Annotated in this window: 12 protein-coding genes; 4 read left to right on the plus strand and 8 right to left on the minus strand. The window is 53.6% G+C overall.

Annotated features, from left to right (window positions below; all coding sequences use genetic code 11):
- Positions 1–2: 2 nt before the first annotated feature.
- From kdgA to zwf, 3 genes are all read right to left on the minus strand, one after another.
- Positions 3–644, minus strand: a complete 642-nt coding sequence (gene kdgA / locus IB214_RS14230) for a bifunctional 4-hydroxy-2-oxoglutarate aldolase/2-dehydro-3-deoxy-phosphogluconate aldolase (protein ID WP_003034901.1) — start codon at positions 642–644, stop codon at positions 3–5.
- Between the two features lie 36 nt (positions 645–680).
- On the minus strand, positions 681–2492 hold the full coding sequence (edd, locus tag IB214_RS14235; protein WP_115258762.1) for a phosphogluconate dehydratase: 1812 nt from the start codon (positions 2490–2492) through the stop codon (positions 681–683).
- 234 nt (positions 2493–2726) lie between these two features.
- The gene (zwf, locus tag IB214_RS14240) at positions 2727–4202 is read right to left on the minus strand and encodes a glucose-6-phosphate dehydrogenase (protein ID WP_096757426.1); all 1476 of its coding nucleotides are present in this window, start codon (positions 4200–4202) and stop codon (positions 2727–2729) included.
- A 365-nt stretch (positions 4203–4567) separates the two neighbouring features.
- Between zwf and IB214_RS14245 the strand changes: the two genes are divergently transcribed.
- A complete protein-coding gene (locus IB214_RS14245) occupies positions 4568–5437 on the plus strand; it encodes a MurR/RpiR family transcriptional regulator (protein WP_096759428.1) in 870 nt (289 codons plus the stop codon).
- Positions 5438–5558: 121 nt separating this feature from the next.
- A complete protein-coding gene (pyk, locus tag IB214_RS14250; RefSeq protein WP_096757427.1) occupies positions 5559–7001 on the plus strand; it encodes a pyruvate kinase in 1443 nt (480 codons plus the stop codon).
- An 88-nt stretch (positions 7002–7089) separates the two neighbouring features.
- Here pyk and lpxM read toward each other — a convergent pair whose 3' ends face one another.
- The 3 genes from lpxM to znuA all read right to left on the minus strand — a co-directional run bounded on the left by lpxM (position 7090) and on the right by znuA (position 10460).
- Positions 7090–8061, minus strand: coding sequence for a lauroyl-Kdo(2)-lipid IV(A) myristoyltransferase (gene lpxM / locus IB214_RS14255; protein ID WP_115258765.1), 972 nt, complete (start codon positions 8059–8061; stop codon positions 7090–7092).
- A 119-nt stretch (positions 8062–8180) separates the two neighbouring features.
- Positions 8181–9500, minus strand: a complete 1320-nt coding sequence (gene mepM, locus IB214_RS14260; protein ID WP_115258766.1) for a murein DD-endopeptidase MepM — start codon at positions 9498–9500, stop codon at positions 8181–8183.
- Positions 9501–9515: 15 nt separating this feature from the next.
- Positions 9516–10460 carry a zinc ABC transporter substrate-binding protein ZnuA gene (znuA, locus tag IB214_RS14265; RefSeq protein WP_135912207.1) on the minus strand — a complete coding sequence of 315 codons (945 nt, stop codon included), beginning with the start codon at positions 10458–10460 and terminating at the stop codon, positions 9516–9518.
- 78 nt (positions 10461–10538) lie between these two features.
- Between znuA and znuC the strand changes: the two genes are divergently transcribed.
- Both znuC and znuB read left to right on the plus strand, forming a co-directional pair.
- Positions 10539–11294 (plus strand): zinc ABC transporter ATP-binding protein ZnuC, encoded by a 756-nt coding sequence (gene znuC / locus IB214_RS14270; RefSeq protein ID WP_096757431.1) that lies wholly within the window; start codon positions 10539–10541, stop codon positions 11292–11294.
- Positions 11291–12076 carry a zinc ABC transporter permease subunit ZnuB gene (gene znuB, locus IB214_RS14275; protein WP_117341934.1) on the plus strand — a complete coding sequence of 262 codons (786 nt, stop codon included), beginning with the start codon at positions 11291–11293 and terminating at the stop codon, positions 12074–12076. Before znuC ends, znuB begins: the two co-directional genes overlap by 4 nt.
- Positions 12077–12163: 87 nt before the next feature.
- Here znuB and ruvB read toward each other — a convergent pair whose 3' ends face one another.
- The gene (gene ruvB / locus IB214_RS14280) at positions 12164–13174 is read right to left on the minus strand and encodes a Holliday junction branch migration DNA helicase RuvB (RefSeq protein WP_096757433.1); all 1011 of its coding nucleotides are present in this window, start codon (positions 13172–13174) and stop codon (positions 12164–12166) included.
- A gap of 8 nt (positions 13175–13182) precedes the next feature.
- The gene (gene ruvA / locus IB214_RS14285; RefSeq protein ID WP_096757434.1) at positions 13183–13794 is read right to left on the minus strand and encodes a Holliday junction branch migration protein RuvA; all 612 of its coding nucleotides are present in this window, start codon (positions 13792–13794) and stop codon (positions 13183–13185) included.
- Positions 13795–13818: the final 24 nt, after the last annotated feature.

Here is a 13818-nt window from a genome sequence, read left to right on the forward strand (position 1 = left end):
ATTTACTGCTTCGCGCCTTCTACCGCTTCGCGAGCCAGTTTGGTAATGCGATCGTAGTCACCCGCTTCCAGCGCATCTGCCGGAACCAGCCAGGAGCCGCCGATACACAGTACGCTTTTCAGCGCCAGATAGTCACGGTAGTTGGCCGGAGAAATACCGCCGGTTGGGCAGAAACGCACCTGGGAGAACGGACCCGCAATCGCCTGCAGCGCTTTTGTCCCGCCGTTCGCTTCAGCCGGGAAGAATTTGAATTCTTTCAAGCCGTAATCCATGCCCAGCATCAGTTCAGAAACGGTGCTGATGCCTGGGATCAGAGGAATCGTCCCTTCGGTTGCCGCTTTCAGCAGAGGCTCGGTCAGTCCTGGGCTAATAGCAAACTGCGCACCAGCTTCCGTCACTTCCGCGAGCTGCTGCGGGTTCAGTACGGTACCTGCACCGACGATCGCATCCGGCACTTCTTTGGCGATAGCACGAATGGCGTCCATCGCACATGCGGTACGTAAGGTCACTTCCAGAACACGAACACCCCCTGCAACCAGCGCTTTTGCCATCGGCACCGCGTGTTCCAGTTTATTCACCACGATAACCGGTACAACCGGGCCAGTGGTGAGGATTGCTTCTGCACTTGTCTTCCAGTTTTTCATCAGAGTTTCTTCTCTCGCCTGATTACAAAATGAGTCTTAAAAATCGATACAGGTTGCGCCCTGCTCCGCACCGGACAGCTTTTCGCGCAACGCACTGAACATCTCACGCCCTGTTCCTACCCGCGATGCGCTGAGGTCAGGAATGTGGGGCTGACGAGAGGCAAGTTCCTCTTCATCGACCAGCAGCGTCAATTCACCTGTCTGTCCATTCACTCGAATGATGTCGCCATCGCGTACTTTTGCCAGTAGCCCGCCATCATAAGCTTCCGGTGTTACATGGATTGCTGAAGGCACTTTACCTGAAGCACCTGAAAGTCGTCCATCGGTAACTAACGCAATTTTGAAACAACGGTCCAATAATACACCAAGAGGCGGCATGAGTTTATGTAATTCTGGCATACCGTTCGCTTTTGGCCCCTGATGGCGAACGACCACCACGCAGTCACGGTCAAGCAGGCCCGCATCAAAGGCCGGTAACACATCATGCTGACTCTCAAAGACAATTGCCGGGGCTTCGATGATCTGGTTTTCAACCGGTACCGCGGAAGTTTTCATCACCGCGCGCCCCAGGTTGCCGCTCAGCACTTTGGTGCCGCCATGATGCGAGAACGGCTGGTCAAAGGTAGCAATCACGCTACTATCCAGCGACTTCTCAGCCCCTTCTCGCCAGTCCAGTTCGCCGTTGTTCAGCCACGGTTCCTGGGTATAACGCGACAAGCCAAAGCCCGCGACGGTGTTGACATCTTCATGCAGCAGACCCGCATTGAGCAGCTCACGCATCAACACCGGTACACCGCCCGCGGCCTGGAAGTGGTTAATATCGGCCGGACCGTTAGGGTACAGACGCGCCATCAACGGCACGATATCGGACAGATCGGAGAAGTCATCCCAGTTGATGAGAATGCCTGCCGCGCGCGCCATCGCCACCAGGTGCATCGTATGGTTGGTGGACCCCCCGGTCGCCAGCAGGGCCACAATACCGTTCACCACCACTTTTTCATCAATCATTTTACCGATAGGCATCCACTCGTTGCCGTTACCGGTCAGGCGTGTGACCTGACGCGCCGCCGCCGCGGTCAGCGCTTCACGCAGGGGGGCATCAGGATGCACGAAAGAGGAGCCCGGCAACTGCATGCCCATAAACTCCACCACCATCTGGTTGGTGTTTGCTGTACCGTAGAAAGTACAGGTTCCCGGCGCGTGATAAGACGCGGCTTCGGATTCCAGAAGCGCCATACGGTCAACTTTGCCTTCGGCATAGAGCTGGCGGATACGGACTTTTTCTTTGTTCGCCAGACCACTCGCCATCGGGCCTGAAGGGATAAAGATGGACGGCAGATGACCAAACGACAGCGCAGCCATCACCAGCCCCGGGACAATTTTGTCACACACGCCGAGGAACAGCGCGCCATCGAACATGTTATGAGACAAGCCAATAGCCGCCGACATTGCAATCACTTCGCGGCTCAGCAGGGAAAGCTCCATCCCGTCCTGTCCCTGAGTGACGCCATCACACATCGCCGGCACACCACCCGCAACCTGGCCTACCGCATTGGCTGCATGCAAGGCTTTGCGAATGATATCCGGATAATGCTCATACGGCTGATGCGCAGAAAGCATGTCGTTATAGGAGGTAATGATCGCGATATTGTTACGCAGCATGCTTTTCAGAGATGCTTTATCTTCTGGCTGACAGGCGGCAAAACCGTGGGCCAGATTCCCGCACGCCAGCTGCGAACGATGAACGGTGTTCGTCTTAGCCTGTTCGATACGGGCGAGGTAGGCAGAACGCGTCTTTTGAGAACGTTCAACGATGCGTTGTGTTACGCGTAACAAATTCGGATTCATAGAGGCTCCTAAAATTTATCTGTCAGAGCATCAGGATTAACAATGCGTTTCAGCAAGGTAACACCATGCTGAATAGCTTGCTGGCCGTAGCTCAGGGGCAAAATCGTTTCAGGCAGTGTAATAAAAAAAGCCCCGCGGGTGAATCCACGCGAGGCTTAAAAGTGCAAAAATTATTCTACAATCTGTGTTAGATCATGTTACCGGTAAAATAACACCTAATGGCTAGATGGAATTTTACTCGAATTCGTTCCAGGAACGACCGTCACGGGTGATCATGGCCACCGAGGCAACCGGTCCCCAGGTCCCTGCCTGATACGGCTTCGGTGCGTCGTTGTCCATCGCCCAGGCTTCGGTGATGGAGTCCACCCACTTCCATGCTTCTTCGACTTCATCACGGCGCACGAACAGCGCCTGAATACCGCGCATAGTTTCCAACAGCAAGCGCTCGTAGGCATCTGCCAGGTGCGTTTGATTGAAGGTTTCGGAATAGCTCAGATCCAGCTTGGTTATCTGCAGATTATGCTTGTGGTCCAGACCCGGCACTTTGTTAAGCACCTGGATATCGACACCTTCGTCCGGCTGCAAACGGATGGTCAGCTTGTTCTGCGGCAGATCCTGCCAGGATTCTTTAAACAGGTTAAGTTCAGGCGTTTTGAAGTACACCACCACTTCAGAGCATTTGGTCGGCAGACGCTTACCGGTACGCAGGTAAAACGGCACGCCCGCCCAGCGCCAGTTGTCGATATCCACACGGATAGCGACAAAGGTTTCGGTGTTGCTGCTCTTGTTCGCACCCTCTTCTTCCAGGTACCCCGGTACTTTTTTACCTTGTGCAAAACCGGTGGTGTACTGACCACGCACCGTTTTTTCACGCACGTTCGTACGATCGATACGGCGCAGTGATTTCAGGACCTTCACTTTCTCATCACGGATGCTGTCGGCGCTCAGATCAGACGGCGGCGACATGGCGATCATGCACAGAATCTGCAGCAAGTGGTTCTGGATCATGTCGCGCATCTGACCGGCCTGGTCAAAATAACCCCAACGGCCTTCGATACCCACCTCTTCCGCCACGGTAATTTCGACGTGATCGATGGTGCGGTTATCCCAGTTGTTCACAAACAGGGAGTTGGCAAAGCGCAGTGCCAGCAGGTTTAGTACCGTTTCTTTGCCCAGATAGTGGTCAATACGGTAAACCTGACATTCTTCAAAATATTGACCGACCTGGTCGTTAATTTCGCGGGAGGTTGCCAGCGACGTTCCCAGCGGCTTTTCCATCACCACGCGCGCCGGTTTAGCGTTCAATTTCGCTTCCCCTAAGCCTTTGCAGATCGCGCCAAACGTGCTTGGCGGCATGGCAAAGTAGTTAATCGTGGTGCGTGCTTTTTGATCCAGCATGTCGCCCAGACGGCTAAAGGCAGCGGTATCATTGACGTCCAGGTTACAAAACTCCAGACGACCACTGAGGGTTTCCCACAAACTTTCATCGATTTTTTCTTTCATGAAAGTTTCGAGCGCTTCGCGTACAACCTTGGTATAGGCTGCTTTGTCCCAGTCAGCGCGGCCAACTCCAATAATGCGGGTGTCCGGGTTAATCTGGCCGGCTTTTTCCAGCTGATACAGGGAAGGCAGCAATTTTCGACGTGCAAGGTCGCCCTTCGCGCCGAAAATGACCAGGTCACATGCCTGGGCTGTTTGCGTTACCGCCATGTCATTCTCCTCAGTTGAGTGTCGGGTATTCATGCCCGACACTGAATGTAATTTTATTACAGTGCACTGTACTGCTTTTACGTGATTCCGTGAACCGTAAACGCTTATCCAGCCGTGCTGTTACCGTGAACAGCGGCGTTATTGACGTTTACCGCCGCAAAATGGATAAAAAAGTCGCTTTTTTACGTGACCATGAAGGCGTAAGAAAACCCGACTCCGATCATGTATTGAAAAAAAACAACAACTTTTCTGTCCATTTTGCCCCGAATGTGGGTTCACAGGGGTAATATCTACCAGAGTTACCGCTCGATTTCCCCATATCGCTGAAATCGTTTTTGCCCATGGCCGATGAGTCTACTCACATCATGAATATGCTGGAAAAAATCCAGTTAAAACTGGAACATCTGAGCAAGTCAGAACGTAAGGTCGCCGATGTTATTCTGACCTCACCTGACCGGGCTATCCATTCAAGTATTGCCACGTTGGCTCTGGAAGCCAACGTCAGTGAGCCGACCGTGAATCGCTTCTGTCGCAGCATGGACACACGAGGCTTCCCTGATTTTAAACTGCATTTGGCACAAAGTCTGGCTAATGGTACCCCGTATGTTAATCGTAATGTCGATGAGGATGATAGCGTCGAGTCCTACACCGGGAAAATCTTCGAATCTGCCATGGCAAGCCTGGACCACGTCCGTCAGTCGCTGGATAACGCGGCGGTCAATCGGGCGGTAGATTTATTAACCCAGGCAAAGAAAATCGCCTTTTTCGGTCTGGGTTCGTCCGCTGCCGTGGCGCACGACGCCATGAATAAATTTTTCCGCTTTAACGTACCGGTTATCTATTCCGACGATATTGTACTGCAACGTATGAGCTGTATGAATTGTAGCGATGACGACGTCATTGTCCTTATTTCACATACCGGCAGAACAAAGAGTCTGGTTGAACTGGCGCAGCTGGCGCGAGAAAACGATGCCATGGTGATCGCCCTTACTTCCCCCGGAACGCCGCTGGCGCGTGAAGCCACGCTGGCAATTACCCTGGATGTACCGGAAGATACTGACATTTATATGCCTATGGTCTCTCGACTTGCTCAACTGACCGTGATAGATGTGCTGGCTACAGGATTTACTTTGCGCCGTGGTGCAAAATTTAGAGATAACTTGAAGCGTGTCAAGGAAGCGCTCAAGGAATCGCGTTTTGATAAAGAATTACTCATCAAGAGTGATGACCGCTAAAAGCAATAACGATGTTCTACCCTTTTATCATCCGGGTCGTTCATTTCTACCGTTATGTTTCAGAACGGCCGGATCAATGTTCACACGCAACACCTAGTTGTTTCAGTCAACGGAGTATTACATGTCCAGAAGGCTTCGCAGAACCAAAATCGTTACCACGTTAGGCCCAGCAACTGACCGCGATAACAACCTTGAAAAAATTATCGCCGCGGGCGCAAACGTTGTACGTATGAACTTTTCGCACGGCTCTCCAGAAGATCACAAACTGCGGGCGGATAAAGTCCGTGAAATTGCCGCCAAACTGGGACGTCATGTCGCTATTTTGGGTGACCTGCAGGGACCTAAAATCCGCGTATCAACCTTCAAAGAAGGCAAAGTATTCCTCAATATTGGCGACAAGTTCCTGTTAGATGCCAACCTGGGTAAAGGCGAAGGCGATAAAGAAAAAGTCGGTATTGACTATAAAGGCCTACCTGCTGACGTAGTGCCGGGCGACATACTGCTGCTGGATGACGGTCGCGTACAGCTCAAAGTACTGGAAGTTCAGGGCATGAAGGTCTTCACCGAAGTGACCGTCGGTGGCCCGCTTTCCAATAACAAAGGCATCAACAAACTGGGCGGCGGTCTCTCTGCAGAAGCACTGACCGAAAAAGACAAAGCTGACATCATCACCGCGGCGCAAATCAGCGTTGACTATCTGGCCGTCTCCTTCCCGCGCTGCGGCGAAGATCTGAACTATGCCCGCCGTCTGGCGCGCGATGCAGGCTGCGATGCGAAAATTGTTGCCAAGGTGGAGCGTGCAGAAGCCGTGTGCGACCAGAATGCAATGGATGACATCATCCTGGCCTCTGACGTCGTGATGGTTGCTCGTGGCGACCTGGGCGTTGAAATTGGCGATCCAGAGCTGGTCGGTATTCAGAAAGCCCTGATCCGTCGTGCGCGTCAGCTGAACCGTGCGGTCATTACCGCCACGCAGATGATGGAGTCGATGATCACCAACCCGATGCCGACCCGTGCAGAAGTGATGGACGTGGCGAACGCCGTACTCGACGGCACCGACGCCGTTATGCTGTCGGCAGAAACCGCCGCAGGCCAGTATCCGGCTGAAACCGTTGCCGCCATGGCGCGTGTCTGCCTGGGCGCGGAAAAAATCCCGAGCATTAATGTCTCCAAACACCGCCTCGACGTGCAGTTTGATAACGTTGAAGAAGCGATTGCCATGTCCGCAATGTATGCAGCGAACCACCTGAAAGGGGTCACCGCCATCATCGCGATGACAGAATCCGGTCGTACCGCGCTGATGACGTCCCGTATCAGCTCCGGCCTGCCGATTTTCGCCATGTCGCGTCATGAGCGTACGCTGAACCTGACCTCCCTGTACCGCGGCGTTACTCCGGTTCACTTTGACAGCGAAACCGACGGTGTGGTTGCCGCCAGCGAAGCGGTGAACCTGCTGCGTGATAAAGGCTATCTGGTTTCTGGCGATCTGGTGATTGTCACCCAGGGCGACGTCATGAGCACCATTGGCTCCACCAACACCACGCGTATTCTGACCGTAGAATAATAACCTCGCTCAATGCCTGATGTTGCTTTGCTCATCAGGCCTACAGGTGGTACCTGATACAGAAAGCCTCTCACTTGAGAGGCTTTTTTTATTTCTTCGGGTAGAGATCTTTACGTTTATACGGCTCAATCTCACCGGGTTTGCGGGTTTTCAGCAGTTTTAAAATCCAGGTGTACTGCTCGAGGTGCGGCGCGACAAAAATCTCCACCTCTTCATTCATGCGTCTGGCAATGGTGTGGTCATCTGCGGTCAGGATGTCATCCATCGGCGGGCGGACCTGAATCGTCAGGCGATGTGTTTTCCCGTCATACACCGGGAACAGCGGCACAACACGCGCATGGCAAACCTTCATCAGGCGACCAATCGCCGGCAATGTTGCTTTGTAGGTGGCAAAAAAATCAACAAATTCGCTGTGCTCGGGACCATGATCCTGATCCGGCAAATAGTATCCCCAATAGCCCTGACGCACGGACTGAATAAAGGGTTTGATGCCATCATTACGCGCATGCAAACGACCACCAAAACGACGGCGTACCGTGTTCCAGACGTAATCAAAAACAGGATTACCCTGGTTATGGAACATCGCGGCCATTTTCTGGCCCTGCGAGGCCATCAGCATGGCTGGAATGTCGACACCCCAACCGTGCGGGACGAGAAAAATGACCTTTTCCTCGTTGCGGCGCATCTCTTCTATGATCTCCAGACCTTGCCAGTCAACCCGGTTTTGGATTTTCTCCGGGCCACGCAGGGCAAGCTCTGCCATCATCACCATCGCCTGCGGAGCCGTTGCAAACATCTCATCGACGATGGCTTCGCGCTCGGCTTCACTGCGCTCTGGAAAACACAGGGATAAATTAATCAGCGCTCTGCGGCGCGAACTTTTCCCCAACCTTCCGGCAAGACGTCCCAGCTTCGCCAGCACAGGATCGCGAAACGATGCAGGCGTTAACGCAATCCCTGCTATCGCCGCCACACCCAGCCAGGCACCCCAGTAGCGCGGATGGCGGAATGATTTATGAAATTCAGGGATATATTCAATATTCTTTTTTTTCGTTTCCATGCTCTTCCAGTGTCTGGTACCGCGAAAAATAAATCTGTTGATAGTGTAGCGGCGCGTCGTGCCCCGTACAAAATAAAAAAGCCGGCACGCGTCGCGTACCGGCTTTGTCAGTATGCTGATTAATCGAAGCGCAACTGAGGCAGAACCTCTTTCACCTGCGCCAGGTACTCGGTACGATCCGAGCCGGTCAGCCCTTCTGTACGCGGCAGCTTCGCCGTTAACGGGTTCACGGCCTGCTGGTTAACCCAGACTTCATAATGCAAGTGTGGTCCAGTTGAACGTCCGGTGTTACCTGACAGCGCAATACGATCGCCGCGTTTTACTTTTTGTCCTGGTTTGACTAACAGTTTACGCAGGTGCATGTAGCGGGTGGTGTAGGTACGACCATGACGCACCGCGACATAGTAGCCTGCAGCGCCGCTGCGCTTCGCAACAACGACTTCACCATCACCTACCGACAGTACCGGCGTACCCTGCGGCATCGCGAAGTCGACGCCTTTGTGCGGTGCCACACGTCCGGTTACCGGATTCAGGCGACGCGGATTAAAGTTAGACGAGATGCGGAACTGTTTCGCTGTCGGGAAACGCATAAACCCTTTCGCCAACCCGGTACCGTTACGGTCATAGAACTTACCGTCTTCGGCACGAATCGCATAATAGTCTTTACCTTCAGAGCGCAAACGAACGCCCAGCAGTTGGCTTTGCTCACGCTTGCCGTCCAACATCTCGCGAGACATCAGCACCGAGAACTCATCGCCTTTTTTCAGTTTGCGGAAGTCCATCTGCCACTGCATAGCCTTAATCACCGCACTGATTTCAGAACTGGTCAGCCCGGCCTCTTTGGCGCTGGCGACGAAACTGCCGCCGACGGTGCCCTTGATACGGCTGTTAACCCAGTCGCCCTGCTGCATTTCACTGCTCATTTTGAAGCCCGTCGCAGTACGATCGTACGTGCGGGTTTCACGGCGAGAAACTTCCCAGGTCAGGCGCTGCAAATCACCGTCAGAGGTCAGCGTCCAGGAAAGCTGTTGGCCAATCTTCAGGTTACGCAACTCTTTGTCCGAGGCGGCAAGCTGGCTGATATCGCCCATGTCGATACCATACTGATTCAGGATGCTGCTCAGCGTATCACCGGTCGAGACAACATATTCGTGAACGCCCACCTCGCCGGAGGTTTTGTCATCCAGTTCATCCTGAGGAATCGCTTCATCTTCCTGAGCAGCCTGATCGATAGGTTCACTGGCCTCAGGCAACAGCGAACGAATCTCGCTTTTTTCAAGTTCGATGGTTTTGACAATCGGTGTAGCATCGGGATGGTAAACGTAAGGCCGCCAAACGGCGACGGCCAATGTAAGAACGGTCAGCGACCCCAGCATAACGCGATGGGGTCGGGGCAGATTATTAAATGCCAGAGCGACAGAGCGGGCTATCTGTTGCACGTATTCACTTCCTCATTAATCTCCTTTCAGGCAGCTCGCATACTGGTTGGCTAATTGGTTCAGAAACGCAGAATAGCTTGTTTTACCCAGTTTGATGTTTGTTCCGAGGGGATCCAACGTTCCCATTCGAACGGATGTCCCTCTCGCAACGGCTTCAACGACCGCTGGCCTGAACTGTGGCTCAGCAAAAACGCAGGTTGCTTTTTGCTCAACCAACTGTGTTCTTATTTCATGTAAACGCTGCGCACCAGGTTGAATCTCAGGGTTCACGGTAAAGTGACCAAGCGGTGTTAGTCCGTAATGTTTTTCGTAGTAGCCGTAGGCGTCATGAAAAACGAAATACCCTTTCCCCTTGAGCGGTGCGAGCTCGTTACCTACCTGCTTATCGGTTGCGGCTAATTGTGCCTCAAAATCCTTCAGGTTGGCGTCAAGTTTGGCTCGACTTTGCGGCATAAGTTCCACTAATTTTTCATGGATTGCAACCGCTGAGGCCCGCGCTATCTCTGGGGAAAGCCAAAGATGCATGTTGTAGTCGCCATGATGGTGATGTTCGTCACTTTTTTCACCGTGGGCGTCATTGTGTCCATGATCGTCATCATCATCGTCGCCCCCTTTCATGAGCAACGGCTTCACGTCATTGAGTTGCGCAATCGTTACCTGTTTCGCGTTAGGAATATTCTTGACAGATTTTTCCATAAACGCTTCCATCTCGGGGCCAATCCAAACAACTAAGTCCGCGCCCTGTAAGCGTTTTACGTCTGACGGACGCAATGAGTAATCATGTTCGGATGCGCCATCAGGCAGGAGAACCTCGGTATCCGTAACCCCATCAGCAATCGCTGAAGCGATAAACCCTAGCGGCTTAAGCGAGGCAACGACGGCGGCATTTGCTGCCTGTGTTGCACTCCCCCAAAGAGCAGCGGATAATGCTGCGAAAAGAAGCGTATTTTTATGTAACATAATGCGACCAATCATCGTAATGAATGTAAGAAATGTGATATTATAACATTCTATAACTTCTGCAAGACTAAAATTGATATGACGACTTTGGTTTCACTGGAAAATGTCTCGGTCTCTTATGGTCAACGCCGCGTCCTTTCTGACGTTTCGCTTGAACTACGGCCCGGCAAAATTTTAACGCTTCTTGGTCCGAACGGTGCCGGGAAGTCTACGCTGGTGCGCGTTGTCCTCGGGCTGGTAGCAGCAGATGCAGGCGTTATCAAGCGTAACGGACAGCTGCGGATAGGCTATGTCCCGCAAAAACTGTATCTCGATACCACGCTGCCCCTGACGGTCAGCCGCTTTTTGCGCTTACGTCCGGATACAAAGAAGGACGATATTCTCCCGGCGCTCAAGCGCGTTCAGGCCGGACATCTGATGGATGCGCCGATGCAAAAACTGTCCGGCGGGGAAACGCAGCGCGTCCTGCTGGCTCGCGCATTGCTGAATAAACCACAGCTGCTGGTGCTGGATGAACCCACTCAGGGTGTGGATGTCAATGGTCAGGTCGCATTGTATGACCTTATCGACCAGCTTCGCCGTGAACTCGATTGCGCCGTATTGATGGTCTCGCATGATTTGCATCTGGTGATGGCGAAGACCGACGAAGTGCTGTGCCTCAACCACCATATTTGCTGCTCCGGCACGCCGGAAGTGGTCTCTATGCACCCGGAATTTATCTCTATGTTCGGACAACGCGGTGCCGAGCAACTCGGAATTTACCGTCACAATCATAATCATCGCCATGATTTACAGGGTCGCATCGTATTACGCCGGGGAAATGGTCACTCATGATTGAATTGTTATTACCCGGTTGGTTAGCCGGGATCATGCTGGCCTGCGCCGCTGGCCCGCTGGGATCGTTTGTGGTCTGGCGTCGGATGTCTTATTTTGGCGACACGCTGGCGCACGCGTCACTGTTGGGTGTGGCCTTTGGTCTGCTGTTAGATGTAAACCCGTTCTATGCGGTTATCGCAGTCACTCTGATGCTGGCAGCGGGTCTGGTGTGGCTGGAGAAGCGCCCTCACCTCGCCATAGACACCTTGCTCGGCATTATGGCGCACAGCGCTCTGTCACTGGGCCTGGTGGTCGTCAGCCTGATGTCGAATATCCGTGTGGATTTGATGGCCTATCTGTTCGGTGACCTGCTTGCCGTGACGCCGGAAGATCTGATCTCCATCACTATTGGTGTTGTCATTGTGCTGGCCATTCTCTTCTGGCAATGGCGCAACCTGCTGTCAATGACCATCAGCCCGGATCTCGCCTTTGTCGATGGCGTGAAGCTGCAACGCGTGAAGCTGCTGCTGATGCTGGTCACTGCGTTAACGATTGGTGTGGCGATGAAGTTTGTCGGCGCGCTCATTATTACGTCGCTGCTGATTATTCCTGCTGCCACCGCACGCCGTTTTGCGCGTACGCCTGAGCAGATGGCCGGTGTTGCCGTGGGCGTGGGGATGATAGCGGTGACGGGCGGCCTGACGTTCTCGGCGTTCTATGATACGCCAGCAGGGCCCTCCGTGGTGCTGTGTGCCGCGCTGATGTTTATTTTCAGCATGATGAAAAAGCAAGCGAGCTAAGAGTGTGTTGCCTGATGGCGCTTCGCGTATCAGGCCTACGTTCACAGGTAGGCCGGATTAGGCAAGCTGCCATCCGGCATAAAAAACTTAAGGCATTTGCGGCGGCGTAATACCAAAATGATTCCAGGCGCGCACCGTCGCCATACGTCCGCGCGGCGTACGCTGCAGGAAGCCCTGCTGGATCAAATATGGTTCCAGCACGTCCTCAATCGTTTCACGCTCTTCACCAATAGCGGCGGCCAGGTTATCCAGCCCTACCGGCCCACCGAAGAATTTATCGATCACCGCCAGCAGCAGCTTACGGTCCATGTAATCGAACCCTTCAGCGTCCACATTGAGCATATCCAGCGCCTGGGCGGCAATGTCTGCCGAGATAGTGCCATCATGCTTCACCTCGGCGAAGTCACGCACGCGACGCAGCAGACGGTTGGCAATACGCGGCGTTCCGCGCGCACGGCGAGCAACTTCCAGCGCGCCCTCCTCGCTCATCTCCAGCCCCATATAACGCGCACTGCGCCCTACAATATGCTGAAGATCGGCAACCTGATAAAACTCCAGTCGCTGCACGATACCAAAACGGTCACGCAGCGGAGAGGTTAACGACCCGGCACGGGTTGTCGCACCAATCAGCGTAAACGGCGGCAGATCAATCTTGATCGAACGTGCAGCAGGTCCTTCGCCGATCATGATATCCAGCTGATAGTCTTCCATCGCCGGATACAATATTTCTTCCACGACCGGCGATAAGCGATGGATCTCATCGATAAACAGCACGTCGTGCGGCTCGAGGTTCGTCAGCATTGCCGCCAAATCGCCCGCTTTTTCCAGCACCGGGCCGGAGGTGGTACGCAGGTTTACGCCCATTTCATTGGCGACAATATTGGCAAGCGTGGTTTTTCCAAGACCCGGAGGACCAAAGATCAGCAGGTGGTCGAGGGCATCACCGCGCAACTTCGCCGCCTGGATAAAAATCTCCATTTGCGAACGGACCTGAGGCTGACCGATATACTCATCGAGCAACTTGGGGCGGATCGCACGATCCACAATGTCTTCAGGTATCGCGCTGGCAGCTGAAATCAGGCGGTCTGCTTCAATCATCCTTTACCTCACAATGCAGCGCGGAGCGCTTCACGAATCAGGGTTTCACTGCTGGCATCCGGGCGGGCTATTTTGCTCACCATGCGGCTGGCTTCCTGTGGTTTATAGCCCAGCGCCACCAGCGCAGCAACCGCTTCCTGTTCGGCGTCATCCGTTACGGGGCCCGCAGGTGACGTCAGCACCAGATCGGCCGCCGGTGTGAACAGATCGCCATGCAGGCCTTTAAAGCGGTCTTTCATTTCAACAATCAGGCGCTCAGCGGTTTTCTTACCGATACCCGGCAGTTTCACCAGCGCACCGAGTTCTTCGCGTTCAACCGCGTTAACGAACTGCTGCGCCGACATGCCGGAGAGGATCGCCAGCGCCAGCTTCGGTCCAACGCCGTTGGTTTTAATCAGCTCTTTAAACAGCGTGCGTTCCTGCTTGTTGTTAAACCCGTACAGCAGTTGCGCATCTTCACGCACCACAAAATGGGTGAAAACAATCGCTTCCTGCCCGGCTTCCGGCAGCTCGTAAAAACAGGTCATCGGCATATGCACTTCATAGCCTACGCCACCCGTTTCCAGAAGAACCAACGGGGGTTGTTTTTCGAGAATGATGCCTCTGAGTCTGCCTATCACGTGACGCTCCTGCGTTAAGGGCTA

Origin of the sequence: Citrobacter sp. C1 (genome assembly GCF_014596895.2) — a bacterium.
GTDB classification, from domain to species: Bacteria; Pseudomonadota; Gammaproteobacteria; order Enterobacterales; family Enterobacteriaceae; genus Citrobacter; species Citrobacter gillenii.